The organism is Epilithonimonas arachidiradicis, assembly GCF_003610695.1.
GTDB lineage: Bacteria > Bacteroidota > Bacteroidia > Flavobacteriales > Weeksellaceae > Epilithonimonas > Epilithonimonas arachidiradicis.
This window is the reverse complement of sequence record NZ_RAQH01000010.1, coordinates 65,522-84,246: the sequence shown is the minus strand read 5'-3', so window position 1 is coordinate 84,246 and position 18,725 is coordinate 65,522. Positions and strand designations below refer to the sequence as shown.

The 18,725-nt window shown below is 35.9% G+C and carries 17 protein-coding genes; 12 read left to right on the top strand and 5 right to left on the bottom strand.

Features of this window, described 5'->3' with window-relative positions; all coding sequences use genetic code 11:
- Positions 1-42: 42 nt before the first annotated feature.
- The 3 genes from BXY58_RS14810 to gpmI form a co-directional block, all read right to left on the bottom strand.
- Positions 43-1,422, bottom strand: coding sequence for a T9SS type A sorting domain-containing protein (locus BXY58_RS14810; protein ID WP_120214647.1), 1,380 nt, complete (start codon positions 1,420-1,422; stop codon positions 43-45).
- Between the two features lie 146 nt (positions 1,423-1,568).
- Positions 1,569-3,035, bottom strand: a complete 1,467-nt coding sequence (locus BXY58_RS14805) for a helix-turn-helix domain-containing protein (RefSeq protein ID WP_120214646.1) — start codon at positions 3,033-3,035, stop codon at positions 1,569-1,571.
- 87 nt (positions 3,036-3,122) lie between these two features.
- Entirely contained in the window at positions 3,123-4,649 is a 1,527-nt protein-coding gene (gpmI, locus tag BXY58_RS14800) for a 2,3-bisphosphoglycerate-independent phosphoglycerate mutase (protein ID WP_120214645.1), read from the bottom strand.
- Positions 4,650-4,771: 122 nt separating this feature from the next.
- Here gpmI and BXY58_RS14795 point away from each other — a divergent pair, with 122 nt between their 5' ends.
- Together BXY58_RS14795 and BXY58_RS14790 are read left to right on the top strand one after the other, a co-directional pair.
- Positions 4,772-5,095 (top strand): translation initiation factor, encoded by a 324-nt coding sequence (locus BXY58_RS14795; RefSeq protein WP_120214644.1) that lies wholly within the window; start codon positions 4,772-4,774, stop codon positions 5,093-5,095.
- Positions 5,096-5,214: 119 nt separating this feature from the next.
- Positions 5,215-6,069, top strand: coding sequence for a nucleoside phosphorylase (locus tag BXY58_RS14790; protein ID WP_120214643.1), 855 nt, complete (start codon positions 5,215-5,217; stop codon positions 6,067-6,069).
- A 92-nt stretch (positions 6,070-6,161) separates the two neighbouring features.
- On the opposite strand, the gene BXY58_RS14785 is transcribed toward BXY58_RS14790, so the two are convergent.
- Positions 6,162-6,719, bottom strand: a complete 558-nt coding sequence (locus BXY58_RS14785; protein WP_120214723.1) for a DNA-3-methyladenine glycosylase I — start codon at positions 6,717-6,719, stop codon at positions 6,162-6,164.
- A 144-nt stretch (positions 6,720-6,863) separates the two neighbouring features.
- On the opposite strand from BXY58_RS14785, the gene BXY58_RS14780 reads away from it, so the two are divergent.
- From BXY58_RS14780 to argS, 5 genes are all read left to right on the top strand, one after another.
- Complete coding sequence (locus BXY58_RS14780) at positions 6,864-7,202, top strand: hypothetical protein (protein WP_120214642.1); 339 nt, start codon at positions 6,864-6,866, stop codon at positions 7,200-7,202.
- Positions 7,203-7,295: 93 nt separating this feature from the next.
- Complete coding sequence (locus BXY58_RS14775) at positions 7,296-8,459, top strand: M28 family peptidase (RefSeq protein ID WP_120214641.1); 1,164 nt, start codon at positions 7,296-7,298, stop codon at positions 8,457-8,459.
- A gap of 263 nt (positions 8,460-8,722) precedes the next feature.
- Positions 8,723-9,907, top strand: coding sequence for a sigma-54-dependent transcriptional regulator (locus BXY58_RS14770; RefSeq protein ID WP_120214640.1), 1,185 nt, complete (start codon positions 8,723-8,725; stop codon positions 9,905-9,907).
- Between the two features lie 118 nt (positions 9,908-10,025).
- Positions 10,026-11,405 (top strand): MATE family efflux transporter, encoded by a 1,380-nt coding sequence (locus BXY58_RS14765; protein WP_120214639.1) that lies wholly within the window; start codon positions 10,026-10,028, stop codon positions 11,403-11,405.
- Between the two features lie 181 nt (positions 11,406-11,586).
- On the top strand, positions 11,587-13,350 hold the full coding sequence (gene argS / locus BXY58_RS14760) for an arginine--tRNA ligase (protein ID WP_120214638.1): 1,764 nt from the start codon (positions 11,587-11,589) through the stop codon (positions 13,348-13,350).
- A gap of 55 nt (positions 13,351-13,405) precedes the next feature.
- On the opposite strand, the gene BXY58_RS14755 is transcribed toward argS, so the two are convergent.
- Positions 13,406-14,221: a hypothetical protein gene (locus BXY58_RS14755; RefSeq protein WP_120214637.1), complete on the bottom strand. Its 816-nt coding sequence runs from the start codon at positions 14,219-14,221 to the stop codon at positions 13,406-13,408.
- Positions 14,222-14,608: 387 nt separating this feature from the next.
- Between BXY58_RS14755 and BXY58_RS16985 the strand changes: the two genes are divergently transcribed.
- The 5 genes from BXY58_RS16985 to BXY58_RS14735 all read left to right on the top strand — a co-directional run bounded on the left by BXY58_RS16985 (position 14,609) and on the right by BXY58_RS14735 (position 18,722).
- Positions 14,609-14,779 carry a hypothetical protein gene (locus BXY58_RS16985; protein ID WP_170144251.1) on the top strand — a complete coding sequence of 57 codons (171 nt, stop codon included), beginning with the start codon at positions 14,609-14,611 and terminating at the stop codon, positions 14,777-14,779.
- A 62-nt stretch (positions 14,780-14,841) separates the two neighbouring features.
- A complete protein-coding gene (locus BXY58_RS14750; protein WP_170144250.1) occupies positions 14,842-16,503 on the top strand; it encodes a tetratricopeptide repeat-containing sensor histidine kinase in 1,662 nt (553 codons plus the stop codon).
- A 10-nt stretch (positions 16,504-16,513) separates the two neighbouring features.
- On the top strand, positions 16,514-17,179 hold the full coding sequence (locus BXY58_RS14745; RefSeq protein WP_120214635.1) for a response regulator: 666 nt from the start codon (positions 16,514-16,516) through the stop codon (positions 17,177-17,179).
- A 134-nt stretch (positions 17,180-17,313) separates the two neighbouring features.
- A complete protein-coding gene (locus BXY58_RS14740; RefSeq protein WP_120214634.1) occupies positions 17,314-17,646 on the top strand; it encodes a YegP family protein in 333 nt (110 codons plus the stop codon).
- A gap of 5 nt (positions 17,647-17,651) precedes the next feature.
- Positions 17,652-18,722 (top strand): type I restriction endonuclease, encoded by a 1,071-nt coding sequence (locus tag BXY58_RS14735; RefSeq protein WP_120214633.1) that lies wholly within the window; start codon positions 17,652-17,654, stop codon positions 18,720-18,722.
- Positions 18,723-18,725 lie beyond the last annotated feature (3 nt).

Sequence of the window (18,725 nt, the reverse complement as noted above, 5' to 3'; positions counted from 1 at the left end):
ACCGCTTGAATAGGATTTGAAACTTTAAAAAAATTGAATATTTTACTTTTTAATAACTTTAATAGTTTGCGTGCTACCGTTTTTCAAAATGACTTTACCAATGTAATTTCCGGACTGTAAATCTGAAACATCTACTCTATTATTTTTGATTTCAGAATCTTTTACCATTTGTCCTGCAACATTGTAAATAGTGATTCTGCTTGCTTCATTTTTAGAAACAAAATTCAACTCATCTTTGACAGGATTCGGATAAAAACTGAAGTTATTTTTATCAGCATCAGCAACCGCCAAATAAGGATTTGTAAACCCGGAAACTTCGAAAACATAGTTGTATCCGGGATTCGATTCCCATGTTTCTCCACCGTCAAATGACGCAACAGAATCCAAGCTATCCCCCGAATTAGGCGTCACTTCCCAACGTTGATAATCTGTGAATGGGAACGGCGCTGAAATAATCTCGATAAAATATCTTCCCGGCAATAAGTCAACAGGCTGATTCCAATCAAATTCTACATCCGCAGCCACAACATCCAAAGGAAAGCCCGGCACAGGATGATAGCCATAGAAATTCTCCGTTGTCGGACCTACATTTTCAAAAGTATGAAGAATCTCGCCAGGCAAATCATTCTCAGATTTACGGATATTGATCGTCGCATTTTTGATATTTCCTAATTGCAAAGTAGAAATCTTGAATTTAGTAAAAGTGAATTTCTGGCCATCCGGAACGACAAAATCATCGGCTAACGATGTCCAGACCATGTGAACGCCACCTTCATGGGAATCTCCAGAATTACCCGCTGTAAAAAGTGTTCCTGTCGGCTGCTCTTCGCTGGTATCGTTGCAGTTTCCGATAAGCTCAAAAACGTGATCGTAGTAAGAAAATCCGCCAAACCAAGGATCATTGTCAAACTTTGTAAAATCAAAACGTCCCAATTTTCTTGTCGTTTCTTTATTAATTTCCCAAAATACGGATGTGCCGTCAGCCAAAGCAGCTTTTAACTGGATATAATATTTTCCTTTTGGCAAATCAAAAGAAGCAGGAAAATCGACACTGATCTTATAAACATCAACATCTTCCACAGTTGAATTGTAAGCTAAAACTTGAGACGTAGGAACCAGATTTGTGAATGTCTGAATCGCATCACCCGGCAATCCCTGATTTTCTTTCAGGATATAAACATTGACATAGCTCACTGCCGAAGCACTTTTCATAACATTAAACGTCAATTGCTTCGCTGTCAAAATTTTTCCTAGCGCAACATCAAAATCGCTAGCAGCACTGTAATCGAAGTTGCCGCCTGTTGTGATATTCTCGCCGTTAGATGTCTGCTCTGAGCTAACACTGTAATTGCAATCTGCGCCTGTCTGACCAAATCCCAAAATTCCGGATAGAGCCAAAACCAAAAGTAAGTTTCTTTTCATTTTAATCTTCAAAATATTATTTGATGCTAAACTATACTAGAATTTTGTCAAATCCAACGCCAACACTTTCGAAATCCTTGATTTTTAAAATAAAAACTGTAAATCAAAAATCTGACTATCAACAACTTAAAATTAAAAACCTCTTATTACGAGGATTGATTTTTAGAAGCTTCGCGAATGAATACAGAAGGTGAAATACCAGTAATATTTCGGAAAACGGTAGCAAAAGCACTGTGTGAAGCAAAGCCGGATTCTTCCGCCAAGTAGCTTATTTTGTAATTCTGATACTCTTTATGATTATAAATTTTCTGGCAGATGTAAGCAATTCTCAGCTCGTTGATGTAAGTATTGAAATTCTTGCCTTTATATTTATTAATCACTTCGGAAAGATAGCTCGTGTTGGTTTTCAACTGAAGCGCAAGGCTTGCAATAGTTAATTTCGGATTGGTAAATTTTTGTGATTCTTCAAACTTTTGGAGTTTCTCCAGCAAATCCTGTTCGACAGAATTAGGCATCTGAATGGTCGATTCTTTTTGGATTTCCACAGTGGATTCCGGAAGATTGTCTTCGACTAAATTTTTATCAGATTCCAATTTTTCGATGATGTTTTCGAAAGCCTTTCTTTCCTTTTTCCGGCGATACAACAAAAAGATAATAGTACAGGCTAATATCCAAACACAGACTACCGAAATGATGACAACACTTTTCTTAGAACTGTCCGCATCGGAAATCGCTTCCTTATAATCTTTCTGCTCAGCATTAATAGCGGAAGAAATGGCCTTCATTTCACTTTCTTTGATCGCCCGGCTCAGCGTAATATATTGTTCGTTGTATAACGAATATTGCTTCTGGTCATTCAGCGCTTTGTAATCCTGAGAAAGATTGTAATAAATGTCGGAAAGCAAACGCGTATCAAGATCATTCCTATGCTTAAGCACCACCTTCAAAGTATCAATGGCGCGTTGATAATCTTTCCTTTCCGCGTAAACCTGTGACAAAGCGTTATAAATGAAATAATCAATTTCCCTATTGTAATTATTTTTAATTGCTAAAGCTTTGTTCAGATAGATTTCGGCTGAATCATTTTTGAGATAATAGTAAGAATTACCGATATTATAAAGCGAACGCCTGTGATGATAAACGGTTTGGGCATCAGGATTTTTCACCAGTTCAATTTCTTTGAGCGATTTTTTATAAAATTCGCTGGCTTTTTGATAATTTTCTTCATCAAACTCGATATTCCCGATTTCCAGATAAGACAAGGTTTTAAGCAGTTTTTTCTTATCGCTTTCGGGTAACTTGTTGATTTGTTTTATGGCATTATCGAGGTAGAATTTTGCTTTATCATTCAGATTCAATTGGACATATTGATGAGCGATTGAACCGTTCATCCTGGCAATCAAGGCATAATCATCGGTTTTCTCTGCATATTCTTTGGCTTTGAAAAGTAATTCCGTCGATTTTTTAAGATCATTCTTTTTAAAGTACGATATCGCTAAAGAAGCCAGCTCTTCACTTTTCTTAGTATTGTAATCAGTATCATCAGGCAAAATATTTTGCCCAAAAACAAGATTTACAATCAAAATACAACAGAAAAGCAGTCTGCCCGTCATAATTATTATGAATTAATAAACGAATTTACACCAAAAATTAAAAAAGCCGGTAAAAAAACCGACTTTCAATTTTATTTATATCAGGCTTTAGTTAGCCAAAACATTTCCTGTCATTTCTTCGGGAATATCAACACCCATTACTTTCAGAATGGTTGGTGCGACATCGCCCAATTTTCCCGGTGTCAGATTCCAGGTGTGGTCTTTATCCATCACAATGAAAGGAACAAGGTTTGTGGAATGCTGCGTGTTTGGGCTTCCGTCCGGATTGATCATTACATCAGAGTTACCGTGATCTGCCAAAATGAAAACCGCATAACCGTGCTCATAAGCCGTCGTTGCAACTTTCTGGATGCATTCGTCCACCACTTCTGCTGCTTTCACCGCCGCCGAAAAAACACCGGTGTGACCCACCATATCTGTGTTGGCAAAGTTAAGACAGATGAAATCCGCAGATTCTTTCTCCAGTTCCGGGACAATGGTATTCGTGATGTCGTAAGCCGACATTTCCGGTTTCAGATCGTAGGTCGGAACATCTTTCGGGCTTGGACAAAGCAAACGTCTTTCCTGAACGAATTCTGCTTCGCGACCACCTGAGAAAAAGAATGTAACGTGCGGATATTTTTCCGTTTCAGCAATTCTGATTTGAGATTTACCAGACGCTTCCAAAACTTCGCCCATTGTTTTCTGAAGAACATTTTCATCAAAAACAACTCTTACATTCTGGAATGTCTTATCGTAGTTTGTCAAAGTCACATAATATAGATCCAGCTTCTTCATTCCATATTCCGGGAAATCCTGCTGAGAAAGTACTTCTGTAATCTCGCGACCTCTGTCTGTACGGAAATTGAAACAAATGACGACATCGTGGTCTTCGATCTTCGCAATAGGGAAATGATTCTGAACTCCGACAATAGGCTTAATGAATTCATCCGTCACATCTTCGTTGTAAGACTCCTGAATCGCCTGAACAAAATCCTTGGTTTCTTTCCCAACGCCATTTACCAGAAGATCGTAGGCCAGCTTTACACGTTCCCAACGTTTGTCTCTGTCCATCGCATAATAACGGCCGATAACAGAAGCCAGTTTTCCTGTAGTGGACTTCATATGATTTAATAAATCTTCTATAAAACCTTTCCCTGATTTTGGATCACAGTCACGGCCATCTGTAAAAGCGTGAACATAAACTTTGTCCGTAAATCCAAATTCGTGAGCCGCCGTCAGCAATCCTTTCAGATGGTTGATATGGGAATGGACACCCCCATCAGAAACCAACCCAATGAAATGTACTTTTTTGTTATTCGCTTTAGCATATTCGAAGGCTTGTTGGATCACAGGTTCTTTTCCAAGACTTCCGTTTTCCACAGCCATATTCAGTTTTACAAGATTTTGGTAAACTACACGACCAGCGCCCAAATTCATATGTCCTACTTCCGAGTTCCCCATTTGTCCGGCCGGCAATCCAACCGCTAATCCGCTCGCTTCAAGTGTTGTATTTGGAAAAGTTTTCAAGGCATAATCCATAAAAGGTGTTTTGGCCTGAGCAATGGCTGAAACAGCAGGATTTGGCCCGATTCCCCAGCCATCTAATATTGCAAGAATTGCTTTTTTTGACATTGTTGATTTTGTTTTGTTATTACAAATTTACGAAATGGAAAAGCATTGGTAGAATTTCTCAACTTATTTTTTGCAGATTGATAAATATGATTAACTTTAAGACCCTTTTTTAAAAAATTAAAATGGACTTAAGAGACCAACTGAAAAACCTTTTCCCTGACCACGAAGAGCAGGATTTTGAAATGCCGAAAGAAGTGTTCAAACAGAAAGAACCTTTGGTGTGCAAATTCGAAAAGAAAGGCCGGAACGGAAAACCGGTAACTTTGATAGAAGGTTGGGAAGGCGATGATGAAGGATTGAAAGAGATTTCGAAAAAAATCAAAACAACACTTGGAATTGGTGGCTCGGAAAAAGACGGCATCATCATCATCCAAGGCGACAACCGTGACAAAATAATGAACATCCTGAAAGACCTTGGTTACAAAACCAAACGTGTAGGAGGATAAACAAAATGATGAATTATAGATTATAAATTTTAAATGATAAATGTTTGCACTTAACCAAACACTCAGAAATTGTAATCTTTAATTTAAAATCTAAAATTTAAAATTATAATATAAATAATATGATTAACAAACTAGCAGCTTCTGAATTGGTTCTAAATGACGACGGAAGTGTTTACCACCTTAACCTTCTTCCGGAAGACCTTGCAGACAAAGTACTTCTTGTAGGCGATCCTGACAGAGTTCCGAAAGTTTCTAAATTCTTCGACACTATCGAAATTAAAAAGAACAAAAGAGAATTCTATACGCATACAGGAACTTTGCGTGGCGAGAGAATCACGGTAATGTCAACGGGAATCGGGACAGAAAACATTGATATCGTGATGAACGAATTGGATGCTTTGGTCAACATCGATTTGAAAGAGAAAGAATTCAAAAAAGAGCATAAGTCGCTGGAGCTTTTCCGTATGGGAACTTGCGGAAGTGTGAACCCTGATATCGAAGTTAATAATATGCTGGTAACGGAAAACGTAGTGGGTCTGGACGGACTTATGCATTTTTATCAGGATTATAATTTTGAAAATGAATTCAGTAAGAATTTCCTGGAAAAATTCCCTTACGAGAGAATCAAGCCAATGTTATATTTCTCCAATTATGCCGAAGATATTGCAGATTATTATGCGGATGCTAAATATAAAGGCAACACAGCGACTTTCCCTGGATTCTATGCACCACAAGGCCGCCAGTTGAGATTGAAAGCTTTGGATGACCAATTCCTTGAAACATTGAATGACCTCGGTGTTTCCAACTTTGAAATGGAAACTTCGGCAATTTATGCGTTATCAAAACTACTAGGTCATAAAGCAATCACTGTGAACTGCGTTATCGCCAACAGAAGACGTGGCGAATTTGCAAGCGACCATCACGCTTCTGAGAAAATGATGATAGAATGGGTACTTGACAGAATTATTAAGTAAGATAGTTTGTGAGTTGGAGTGTCAGAGAGTTTATGAAATGAAAATCAATCTTTCTCTGACACTAAAACTCTCCCAGTCTCAAAGCCTCAAACTTAATTTCTCACAAAACAACGTTCTATGTGGTCATCTACAATTCCTGTTGCCTGAAGATGAGAATATATAACCGTTGAACCCAGAAATTTAAACCCTCTTTTCTTTAAATCCTTGCTGATTGCATCAGACAATTCTGTCGTTGCGGGTGCTTCTGTGTGAACCTTCCATGTATTTACGATTCGGTTTCCACCTGTGAATGTTGAGATGTAATCATAAAAATTTCCAAATTCTTTCTGAAGTTCCATAAATTTTTGAGCATTGGAAATGGCCGCATTAATCTTCAATCGATTTCGAACGATTCCTGAGTCTTGCATTAATTCTTCGATTTTATCTTCTCCGTATTTCGCAATCTTCTTATAATTGAAGTTATCAAATGCTTTCCTGAATGTTTCTCTTTTTCTCAGAATCGTAATCCAGCTCAATCCAGCTTGGAAACTCTCAAGAATCAAAAACTCAAACATTGTAGCATCATCCGTCACCAATCTTCCCCATTCTTCATCGTGATATTTTTGGTATAACTCGTCGGTTCCGCACCACGCACATCTGATTTTTTCCATTACTTTTAATTTTGATGTCAATTTAGTAAACATTATAAATTCGAAACAAAAGATTAACGTTCATTAAGACTTTGCGGCATTCTAATTGAATAATTGATTAGCATCAAATCAAATTTTTCAATATTAACCCAAAAACAAAATATTATGAGTACGCACGACGAAAAATACAATGATGCAGAAAGAGCTGTTAACAAAACTGAAAATTCTTTAGAAAATGCAGCCGACACAGCTAAAAGCAAAGTGAATGAATATGCAGACAGAGCGCGGAATTATATTGATGAACAAAAAAGAAAGAATGAAGAGCCGACGAGAGAAGGTTTCTTCGATAATCTAAAATCAAATCTTTCCGATGCGTGGGAAGATACCAAGGATTTTGCCGATAAAGCGTGGGAAACCACCAAAGACACTGCTTCTGATGCATGGGAAAAAACCAAAGATGCTGCAGAAGATGTGAAAGCAGAAGTAAGAAAAGCAACCAATTAGTTTTTAAGTTAGTAATAGTTTTTCACAACGAAAGGAGAAGATTTTTATAAGTCTTCTCCTTTTTATTTTATATTTGTCAATTATTATTACGTAATGAAAAAACGTCTTCTATTTGGTTTGTTTTTACTTGGATTTTTAGCAAATTCTCAAACATTCAATCAGGCTTACGCCGATATCAGTAATCAGGTTTCCCAAACCAATATCAATACTTATCTGCAGGAATTTGAAAGCTTGGGTGTGAAAACCACAGGTTCTGCAGCCAACAATAATGCATATACCTGGCTCAGAAACAAATATATTTCTTTTGGTTACACCGATGCTGAAATCACAAAAGACACTTTCACTTACAACGGACAATCAACATCTAATATCATCGTTACAAAACAAGGAACCAAGTATCCCAACACTTACGTTATTGTCTGCGGCCATTATGATACAATTACCGGAACCGGAACCAATGACAACGGAAGTGGTGTTTCTGTAATCCTGGAAGTTGCCAGACTTCTAAAAAATGTTCCAACGGATTATTCTATCAAGTTCATCAATTTTTCCGGTGAGGAGCAAGGTTTGCTAGGTTCCGCTCATTATGTTTCAAGTGTTGTGAATGCTACAAGTCCGAAAATGAGCATCCGGTTGGTTCTTAACATCGATGAAGTTGGCGGAGTGAAAGGAAAAACCAATGATACCATCACCTGCGAGAGAGACGAATCTAACAGTCCTAGTTCCAACAATTCGGCTTCCAATACTTTTACACAACAATTGATGAATTGTGTGACTTTGTATTCGCCGCTGAAAACCAATCTGAGTTACGCTTATGCTTCAGATTATATGCCTTTCCAGGCTAACGGAGAAATCATCACCGGCTTATTTGAGTATAATGAAACGCCTTACGCCCATACCGCTAATGATAAATACGTCAATCTGGATCCTGTTTATATCTACAACATAGCAAAAGCTACAACAGGAGCAGTTCAGCATTTTGCGGTTGCAGGTCAGACTTTGGATGTGTGCACGCCCAAAGAAATCGCAATGAGCTTCAGATTCTATCCGAATCCGGCGAAGGATTATCTGCAATTGGAATTTCTAAACAGCAAAACCCAACGTTTCAGCTTTACCATTACAGATTTGGAAGGTAAAATCCTCAGCAAAACAGACAATCAGACCAGGATTAACATTTCTACAATTCCGAAAGGGATTTATTTAGGAACATTCAAAGTGGAAGATCAGCAGATTACCAAGAAATTGATTGTAGATTAATTATCATTCAGCAATTATAAATATTGGGGCAATCCCCTCGCCCAGGCATTTGCCACAGCTCGGGTCGCGCTATCCACTATTATCTTTTGTCTTGTTTTGCAAAACAAGACAAAAGGATAACCGTTTCTATCGCTATTGCGGCCAGACCTGAACCATGAGCGTCAAAATTCGGCAGAGAATTTGCTATGAAGTTTTCGAAATTTGAAAATATTCATTCGTAATTAATTCGTTTTACGAAATCTAAAATCACTATATTTGCCCCTATGCAGAAAATCTTAATAGTAGAAGACGAAAAAGCAATATCCGGAGTTCTACACAGTATTTTATCAGACGAGCTTCCTGACTACCAATTCGAAATTGCCGAAGACGGTCTGGAAGGATTCAAATTCATAGAAAAAGACGATTTTTCTCTGGTGATTTCTGATATCAAAATGCCAAAAATTTCCGGGACCGAACTTCTGAAACAAAGCCTCCAGCTAAAGCCGGAGACAACATTTGTGATGATTTCCGGTCACGCAGATATTGACACTGCCGTCAGCTGTCTGAAAGAAGGAGCTTACGATTTCATTTCAAAACCTATTGACATCAACAGGTTGATAACCAGTGTAAAAAACGCATTAGACAAAGGCAATCTGCAAAAGGCTAACTCTAATTTGAAGCAGGAAAATTCTCAGCTGAAGAAAAAGGTCAACAAAAAATACCAAATGGTCGGAGAATCTGCAGCACTTAAAAGAATCCAGGAAATCATCGATAAAGTGGCGCCTTCTGACGCAAGAGTGATGATCACCGGACCAAACGGTGCTGGTAAAGAATTGGTAGCTCACGCCATTCATTCGCAAAGCGAGCGTTCCAGAGGACCAATGGTTGAGGTGAACTGCGCTGCAATCCCTTCAGAACTGATTGAAAGCGAACTATTTGGACACGTAAAAGGTTCTTTCACTGGTGCCATCAAAGATAAATCCGGAAAATTTGAACAAGCGAACGGCGGAACTATTTTCCTTGATGAGATTGGAGATATGAGTTTGGTAGCTCAGGCAAAGGTATTAAGAGCTTTACAGGAAAGCAAGGTTTCTCCTGTTGGAAGTGATAAGGAAATCAAAGTGGATGTACGGGTCATTGCGGCAACCAACAAGAATTTGACCAAGGAAATCGAAGCCGGAAAATTCAGGGAAGATTTGTTCCACAGACTTTCTGTTATAGAAATCAATGTTCCGTCTTTGAATGACAGGAAAGAAGACATCCCTTTGCTGGTAGAATATTTCACCCAGATTATTGCTAATGAAAATGGAACTTCGCCAAAGAAATTTGATGAAAAATCGATTAAGGCTTTGCAGCAATTTGACTGGACAGGAAACATCAGAGAACTTAGAAATGTGGTAGAAAGATTAATCATCTTAGGTGCAGATCCTGTGACTGCTGACGACGTGGCGAGTTTTGTAAAGAAATGAGATTAAATAAATAAAAATATTTGACCGTCTCGTTCTTTTCAACGAGACGGTTTTTTTTGAATAAAAATGAAAAGTTTGCGATTATGACTTTTCTTTTAATAAAATTATATGAAATAAAATGAACTTTTTAAACAAACAATATACGCAGGAAGGACTGAAGTTAGCACTTCCTGTGATGCTGACACAAGTTGGGCAAGTTTCTGTAAACCTGTTCGATAACATTATCGTTGGTAAACTTTTGGGCGCTCAGGCTTTGGCATCGGTGTCTTTGGGAAATGCATTATTCTTTTCCATTTTCGTATTGGCGTTAGGATTTTCTTTCGCAATTCCGCCTTTGGTTTCGGAAGCCAATTCACAGCAAAAACACGATGTGATTAATTCCGTTTTCAGACACGGATTTGTAATTAATCTGGGAATCGGAACATTACTGATGATTATTTTGTTATGCGGACTTCCATTGATTTATCATATGGATCAGCCGAAAGAAATTATCCCAAACACTATTAGTTTCCTTAGCATAATGGCATTTACGATGATTCCGTTTATGATGTTCCAGACTTTGAGAGAAGTTTCGGAAGGTTTGTCATTTACAATTGGCGTTACCAAAGCAACCATCATCGCCAACGTCATTAACATCGTTTTGAATTACGTCTTTATCAAAGGGCTTTTCGGATTACCAGCAATGGGCGTTCAGGGTTCTGCATTAGCAACACTTTTGGCAAGAATCTTTATGGTGGTTTTCCTATATTATGTTTTGGTAAAAGAGCCAAAAACAAGACGTTACATCAAAGAGTTCTCTTTGAAAATAAGTCTTTTTACAAAGGAGATGTTCAACAAAATGTTCAAACTTGGCTTACCAACCGCTTTGCAAATGTTTTTTGAAGTGACTGCTTTTGCGGCTGCTGCTTTCATCTGTGGATTGATAAGCTCTACCGATATTGCTTCGCATCAGATTGCGTTGTCGATGGCTTCATTTACTTTCAATCTTTGTATTGGATTCAGTGTGGCTTCTACGGTAATGATTGGAAATAAAATGGGTGTTAAAGACTTTGAAGGATTGAGAAAAATCGGGATTAATAATTTCAAATTAACCTTGATTTATATGGGATTCTGTGGGTTGATGTTTATTCTTTTCAGAAATGTTCTGCCCCACTTTTTTACAAAAGAAAGTGATGTTTTGGTAATCAACTTAGCTTCTAAATTAATGATTATTGCCGCATTATTCCAATTATCAGACGGAATCCAGGTAACAGCTTTAGGTTGTTTGAGAGGAATCCAGGATGTGAAAATCCCGAGTGTGATTACATTTTTAGCCTATTGGATTTTCACGATTCCAGTTGGCTATTTTCTTTGTGTAACTCTGAAAATGGGTGCTTTCGGGATGTGGATCGCTTTGGGAATCGGATTGACGATTTCTGCGATTCTTCTGGTGATTCGATTTTTAAGGTTGAGCAAGAGGAAAGCTTTAGCTAATAGTGGGGAATTAATTGCTAAATGATTCTTCATTGATCCCTCGCAGATTTAGCAAATTTTGCAGATTCTTTTATTAAATATCTGCTTTATCTGCCTAATCTGCGAGACTACTCTAACCAAAGTCAATTCATTAAGCTGATTATAATTCTTGACTTTGCGTGAAAAACCTATTTTAAATTGTTAAATTTGCAACACAAAATTCCGAAATGAATATTAAACAAAATATACAGTCAAAAATAACCGAAATCATCGCTCAGCTCTACGGAATCGAAGGCGTAACGCTGGAAGTCCAGAAAAATAAAACTGAGTTTGAAGGTGATTTCACTATCGTCATTTTTCCTTTGGTGAAACAGGCGAAAAAAAGTCCGGATGTTATCGGAAACGAATTGGGCGAAGAAGTGAAAAATCAAATTGATTTTGTTGAGAACTTCAATGTGGTAAAAGGTTTTCTTAACCTAAAAATCAAAGACCAATTGTTCGCCGAGCAATTATCCGAAATCAGCAACGATTTTGATAACGTAACGCCGAAAAATCAAACGGTAATGGTGGAATATTCTTCGCCTAACACCAACAAGCCGCTCCATTTGGGACACATCAGAAATAATCTTCTCGGTTTTTCTGTTGCCGAAATTCTGAAAGCGGACGGCTATAATGTTATCAAATCTCAAATCATCAACGACCGTGGGATTCATATCTGCAAATCTATGTTGGCTTGGGAGAAATTCGGGAACGGAGAAACGCCGGAATCTACTGGCTTGAAAGGCGATAAATTGGTCGGAAACTATTACGTAGAATTTGATAAATTGTATAAATCAGAAATCAAGGCAATGGTTGCTGACGGCATCGACGAAGAAACAGCGAAAAAACAAGCGCCATCTATCATCGAAGCTCAGGAAATGCTTTTGAAATGGGAACAAAACGACCCAGAAGTTCGCAAACTTTGGGAAATGATGAACGGATGGGTTTATGCAGGATTTAATCAAACTTACTCCAGATTGGGTGTTAATTTTGACCAGGTTCAGTACGAGAGCAATACCTACATTCTTGGGAAAGACTTGATTCAGAAAGGTTTACAAGACGAGATTCTCTATAAAAAAGAGGACGGTTCTGTTTGGTGTGATTTGACCGACGAAGGTCTTGACCAAAAACTGTTATTGCGTTCTGATGGAACTTCGGTTTATATGACTCAGGATTTGGGAACTGCTGTGGAGCGTTTCAAAGATAATGATATTCAAAAACTGATTTATACTGTTGGAAATGAGCAGGATTATCACTTTCAAGTACTTTTCAAAATCCTAAAAAAATTGGGTTATGAATGGGCTGACCAACTCTTCCATTTGTCTTACGGAATGGTAGAATTGCCAGAAGGAAAAATGAAATCCCGTGAGGGAACTGTGGTTGATGCCGATGATTTGGTTCAGGAAATGTATCAGACTGCGAAGGAAAAATCTCAGGAATTGGGCAAGTTGGAGAATTTGAGTGATGAAGAGAAAGAGCGTTCTTACGAAACTGTTGGATTGGGTGCTTTGAAATATTTCATCCTGAAAGTAGATCCGAAGAAAAAAATGCTTTTCAATCCTGCAGAAAGTATTGATTTTAATGGAAATACAGGACCTTTTATTCAATATACTTATGCGAGAATTCAGTCGCTTTTGGCTAAGGCTGATTATTCTGCCAAAGAAGATTTGGGGACATATCTTCCGAATGAAAACGAGAAGGATTTGATTATACTTTTGTCCGAATCCAAAGATGTTGTGAGCAAAGCTGCGGAATCTCTAAGTCCGGCTCTGGTTGCAAATTATGTTTATGAATTAGTAAAAGCTTACAACTCTTTCTACCAAAACAATCCAATCTTGAATCAGGATGATGAGCAGGCAAAACAATTCCGTCTTCAGTTGTCTGACCTGGCTGGAAAAACAATTAAGAAATCGTTATCTATGTTAGGAATTAATGTAGTGAATAGAATGTAAAATTCGCTTTTAAATAAATTGGAACTCTGCTTTTGGGCGGAGTTTTTTTTTGTTTCTACTCTTCCCTAACTGTATATTTTTCAAGAATATAATAAGTAAGCGGACGCAGATCACTTCCGTTTTCCGGATTGATTCCATTATCTGTAAAAAACTCTACTTCGTTCTGATACTTAGAATACCAAATATTTTTAATAGAACTAATTGTATCAGGCTGAGTTATCTTTTTGAAATTAGCCACTTTTTTAGGATCAATTGCAATTAAATTATTTTTAGTCTGATTACAATCTTCCGGAACATATTCTTTTCCGTTCCAATACATACACTGCTTCGTTGCAGATAATAACCCTAATCTATTTCCATTAGTTACTATTTCAGGTTTCTTTTCATCTGCTTTATACATTTTATTTCCAACAAACAAACCGCCACAAAGAATTGCCCCAATGATTCCTAAGTTGCTATGTTTAGTCAAAAATTCCGGAATATTAAAAATAGGATTATTAGTTACTGTAATAAATATTTTAGAAAATTTCTCTGAAATCGATTCTTCATCATCGTTAATACTAACCTTTACTGTTGTTGAGTCGCCAGTCGTTTTTGTTAATGTAAAGTTCTTACAAAAATCATCGTAATCTTTATATCCCACGTATTTACTTAATTGGTCCAATGTAATACCATCAATATCATAGTCGATATTTTTTTCTACTAGGTCTGTATAATACCTTACAAAAGTCCTTTCATTTTTTGCAAATCCAAATTTCTCTTCGAACAGAGAATTTATATACGATGCTCTTGGGCTTTTCCCATTTTTAGAAAGCTCTTTTTCTGCTTGCTCAAAAGCTGTTTTAACTAAAGTTTTCTTCTTTTCATACATATATTTTAATTGAAGAATTAATTACGTGTCCAAATTAGACAAATCCCTGTCTGAAAAATTACGGTTTTCCATAAAGATGATACAATCCGTGTCCAAATCGTGTCCAGCTTCTGTCTAGGAAAAAAGACCCTATTTGATTGAAATTTGTAATCAGAAATCAGTGATAAACAAAACCTTACAAAAACAAAGTTACAAAACTGGTTTCAAAAAACAACCTGATAAGACGGAGGACAATCTCTGGCTTGGGAAGCAGAAATTTCTCTTCCGTTTTTGAAGGTCACTTCCCAAAAATTTAAGAAGCGCTTCTTTTTTCAACAATGTGTAAACCTACTCGTGATCTGTTTCGCGAGGAAGAACACCAATGCAAATTTTTAAATTTTTAAAACAATGTTAAACTTACTTTTAATATTATTGGGATTAATTTCAAATCCTTCAGATTATAATACTTCTAACTGCGGAAATGATGGTAATACACCAACAATCGCAAATCCGAATCCTGCACCACCAACAGGAGGTGATACCGGACATCCAATCCCTCCGAAAATTATTGGTGGATAATAAATTAATAGCGAAAGAAAGTTCTTTCGCTATTTTTTTTAAATTTGATAAAAACTAACATCTTGAAATTTTTTTATTTATTATTAATCATTTGTATTATAAGTTGCTCCGAGAAATCGACTATTGAAAAAAAAAACTTTACTAATCATTTTTATGATATAGCTTTTGAGCTTAGAGACAACGGGCAAATTGATAGTTCTTTTTCATACTTTTATAAAGCAAAAGATATTTTTCTTCAAGAAAATGACAGCTTTGGAGTTGGAAAATGCCTGACCAATCTGGCTATTATCCAGGAAAACAAAGGTGATTATTTCGGTAGTCAAGAAACCAGTTTGTCTGCTTTGCATTATTTCAATAATAAAGATAGTTTACAATATAAATATTTATCTATAAACTATAACTCTCTAGGCATTGCTGCTGCCAAATTAAAAAACTATCGCGAAGCAATTAGATTTTATACACAAGCACTAAATTTTAGTTCAGATTTACAAGATAAAGCTCTTTATCAAAATAATCTTGGAAATAGTTACACGAACAATAAAAACTATAATCAAGCAATAAATATATACAATGATGCATTAAAGATTGACAATATTAATGGTATCATCTATTCAAAAACTTTAACAAATCTTGCATTTACAAAATGGCTCCAGAATAAAAATTACAATCCCATTCCAGAATTTCAAAAAGCTCTAAATATAAGACTCAAGGAAAATGATAATTGGGGGCTCAATTCCAGTTATGCACATATTGCCGATTATTATCTGAGATCTAATCCAGACTCTGCAAAAATCTATGCAAAAAAAATGTTAGATGTAGCCAGGCAAATCAAAAGCCCAGATGATCAGATAGAAGCTTTGCAAAAATTAATTACTCTAGAAAATTCTCAAAATTCAAAACATTATTTTCAAGTTTATCAAAACCTTAGTGACAGTCTTCAAACCGCAAGAAATAAAGCTAAGAATCAATTTGCTCTCATCCGATATGAAACTGAAAAAAATAAAGCAGATTTTCTGAAAGCCAAGGCTGAAAGCACTGAAAGGCAGAATAAAATCATTGTTAGAAATATTATTGTAATCTCACTATTTGGATTGCTTATTTTCGCCTATTTTTATTACAGAAGAAGGCAAAAAATACTCCGGCAGGAAAAACTATTAGAAGTAAAAAATACTGAACTGAAATATTCCAAAAAAGTCCACGACAAAGTCGCCAACAGAATTTATCAATTGATGTCACAAGTTGAAAATACAGAAATAATTGATAAAGATTCTCTGCTGTTCGGATTGGAAAATGCTTATGAAACTTCCAGAGATATCTCTTACGACAATAAAGAAGTCAACGAAAATCAGAATTTCTCTGAGCAACTTCATAAAATGCTGGATTCATATTCTTCTGGTTCAGTAAAATTAATTTCCAATGGAAATACTGAAAAATTATGGGAAAGTGTTAATTTTCAGAATAAAACAGAAGTTTACCTCATCCTTCAGGAATTGATGACCAATATGAAAAAGCACAGCCAGGCAAATATCGTTTCCATTAAATTTTCTAAAGACAATTCGAGAATAAATATCTCATATACAGACAACGGAATAGGAATTAAGAATCTTTCTCCAAAAAATGGATTGCAAAATATGGAAAACCGTATTAATGCTATCAACGGAACAATTATTTTTGACACAGAAACCAATAATCTATTGAAAATCAACATTTCATTTCCAGTCTAAAATAATACCTATGTTTACAAAAATTCTTATTGCCGAAGATTACGAAAGTTCTAATATATCTGTCCAAAAAGCATTAGAAGACTTAAAAATTGCCAATCCAAAATATGTAAATTATTGCGATGATGCATTTAGCAGAATCAAAATGAGTTTACAAGAAAACAATCCCTTCGAACTATTGATTACAGACCTTTCCTTTGATGAGGATCATAGAGAACAGGATCTTAAAAATGGTCAACAGCTTATTTCTGCAGCAAGAGAACTTCAACCAAATCTGAAAATTATTGTTTTCTCCGTTGAAAAAAAGGAAGTTATTATTGAGAAACTTTTCAAGGAACAGCAAATCAACGGTTATGTAAAAAAAGGTAGAGAAGACGTCAAAGATTTGAAAAAAGCAATAAGAGCAGTTTACAATGGGGAAAAATATATTTCTTATGATTTGAAAACGAACAGCTCTGAAAGAAATTCTTTCGAATTTTCTGAATATGACACTTTGCTTGTCTCTTTATTAGCCAATGGAATTCTCCTTAAAAACATACCTGATTATTTGAAAGAAAACAACATCAAACCTGCAAGCATGAGCGCCGTTGAAAAAAGATTAAAAGAAATTAAAGAATCTTTAGAAATCAATAGCAATGAACAACTTATCGCTTTTTGTAAAGACTTCGGGATTATCTAATCTGTTACAATAATTACATTTAATTAAAAACTTTCAAATTGATTTTGAAAGTTTTTTTGTTTTTACGGAAATCCGTAAAAAAAGAATTTGAGACAGGGCTACTTTTGGATTGTTAAACAAGTAAAAAAATAACAATGGGAAAATTCATAATTACAAAAAGGAAAGACGGAGAATATCAATTTAATCTGAAAGCTGGAAACGGAGAAATCATTTTGACAAGTGAAGGTTATCTTACAAAATCAGGATGTAAAAACGGAATAGAATCCGTAAAAATTAATTCACAAATCGATTCAAGATTTGAAAGAAGAACTTCAACAAACGATAAAGATTACTTTGTTCTAAAAGCCGGGAACGGAGAAATAATAGGCAAAAGCCAATTATACTCCACAAAACAAGGAATGGAAAACGGAATTGCTTCTGTAAAACAAAATGCGCCAACTGCAGAAACTATTGACGAAACAATTTAATAACTATGGAACTCAAATTAAAACTAGAGCAACTTCATCAACGTGTTAATGGGCTCAAAGACCAAATACAAACCGAAGAAGCAACAAAAACAGCTTTCGTAATGCCATTTATCCAGATTCTTGGTTATGATATTTTCAATCCGACGGAGGTAATTCCAGAATTCATTGCTGATATTGGAACAAAGAAAGGCGAAAAAGTTGATTTTGTCATCAAAAAGGATAACGAACCCATTCTAATTATAGAGTGTAAAAGTTGGAAAGAGAATGCAGATGCTCATAATTCGCAACTTCATCGCTACTATCACGTTTCCAAAGCCAGATTTGGAGTTTTGACTAACGGAATTACTTATAATTTTTACACCGATTTGGAAAAACCAAATATTATGGATGAGAAGCCGTTTTTCACAATCAATCTTGATGATTTGAAAGATAGTTCCATCAAAGTTCTTGAGAGTTTTACGAAATCCGGTTACAACCTTGAATCGATTTTGGATTCTGCAGAAGCTCTGAAATATATCAAAGCCATCAGAAAAGAATTCGAAAAAGAAATTGAAAACCCTTCTGACGAAATAGTAAAGTTATTGGTTAATCGATTTTTCGAAAGACCACTAACAGCGAATAGAATGGTTGCTTTTAAAGAATATACCAAAAGAGCTTTAAGCCTATCAATTTCGGAATCTATCAGTTCCCGTTTAAAATCTGCTTTGGTTATTAATGATAATATCGAGACAGAAAAAACAACTGTTTCTACGACAAACATTGATCAGAATAATGAGACTTCAAAAGTTATCACTACAGAAGAAGAATTAGAAGCTTTTCAAATTGTAAAAGCCATTTTACGTGAGAAGATCTCTGCTGAAAGAATTGCTTACAGAGACACACAATCTTATTTCGGGATTCTGTTGGATGACAATAATAGAAAGCCAATTTGCAGATTTCATTTCGGAGCTAATAGAAAATTAATTGAGTTATTCCATAACGGGAAAGATTCTGGAGAGAAAATGAATCTTGGTTCTCTAGACGAGATTTATAATCACAGAAGCGAACTTCATCAAACCATTGAAAATTATAATTAAACG

Excerpts from the sequence above, each read along its gene's own strand:
- argS (WP_120214638.1), top strand. The coding sequence starts at position 11,587 with ATGAATATTAAACAAAATATACAGTCAAAAATAACCGAAATCATCGCT.
- BXY58_RS14765 (WP_120214639.1), top strand. The coding sequence starts at position 10,026 with ATGAACTTTTTAAACAAACAATATACGCAGGAAGGACTGAAGTTAGCA.
- BXY58_RS14780 (WP_120214642.1), top strand. The coding sequence starts at position 6,864 with ATGAGTACGCACGACGAAAAATACAATGATGCAGAAAGAGCTGTTAAC.
- BXY58_RS14745 (WP_120214635.1), top strand. The coding sequence starts at position 16,514 with ATGTTTACAAAAATTCTTATTGCCGAAGATTACGAAAGTTCTAATATA.
- BXY58_RS14740 (WP_120214634.1), top strand. The coding sequence starts at position 17,314 with ATGGGAAAATTCATAATTACAAAAAGGAAAGACGGAGAATATCAATTT.
- BXY58_RS14810 (WP_120214647.1), bottom strand. The coding sequence starts at position 1,422 with ATGAAAAGAAACTTACTTTTGGTTTTGGCTCTATCCGGAATTTTGGGA.
- BXY58_RS14735 (WP_120214633.1), top strand. The coding sequence starts at position 17,652 with ATGGAACTCAAATTAAAACTAGAGCAACTTCATCAACGTGTTAATGGG.
- BXY58_RS14775 (WP_120214641.1), top strand. The coding sequence starts at position 7,296 with ATGAAAAAACGTCTTCTATTTGGTTTGTTTTTACTTGGATTTTTAGCA.
- BXY58_RS14785 (WP_120214723.1), bottom strand. The coding sequence starts at position 6,719 with ATGGAAAAAATCAGATGTGCGTGGTGCGGAACCGACGAGTTATACCAA.
- gpmI (WP_120214645.1), bottom strand. The coding sequence starts at position 4,649 with ATGTCAAAAAAAGCAATTCTTGCAATATTAGATGGCTGGGGAATCGGG.
- BXY58_RS14770 (WP_120214640.1), top strand. The coding sequence starts at position 8,723 with ATGCAGAAAATCTTAATAGTAGAAGACGAAAAAGCAATATCCGGAGTT.
- BXY58_RS14755 (WP_120214637.1), bottom strand. The coding sequence starts at position 14,221 with ATGTATGAAAAGAAGAAAACTTTAGTTAAAACAGCTTTTGAGCAAGCA.
- BXY58_RS16985 (WP_170144251.1), top strand. The coding sequence starts at position 14,609 with ATGTTAAACTTACTTTTAATATTATTGGGATTAATTTCAAATCCTTCA.
- BXY58_RS14805 (WP_120214646.1), bottom strand. The coding sequence starts at position 3,035 with ATGACGGGCAGACTGCTTTTCTGTTGTATTTTGATTGTAAATCTTGTT.
- BXY58_RS14790 (WP_120214643.1), top strand. The coding sequence starts at position 5,215 with ATGATTAACAAACTAGCAGCTTCTGAATTGGTTCTAAATGACGACGGA.
- BXY58_RS14795 (WP_120214644.1), top strand. The coding sequence starts at position 4,772 with ATGGACTTAAGAGACCAACTGAAAAACCTTTTCCCTGACCACGAAGAG.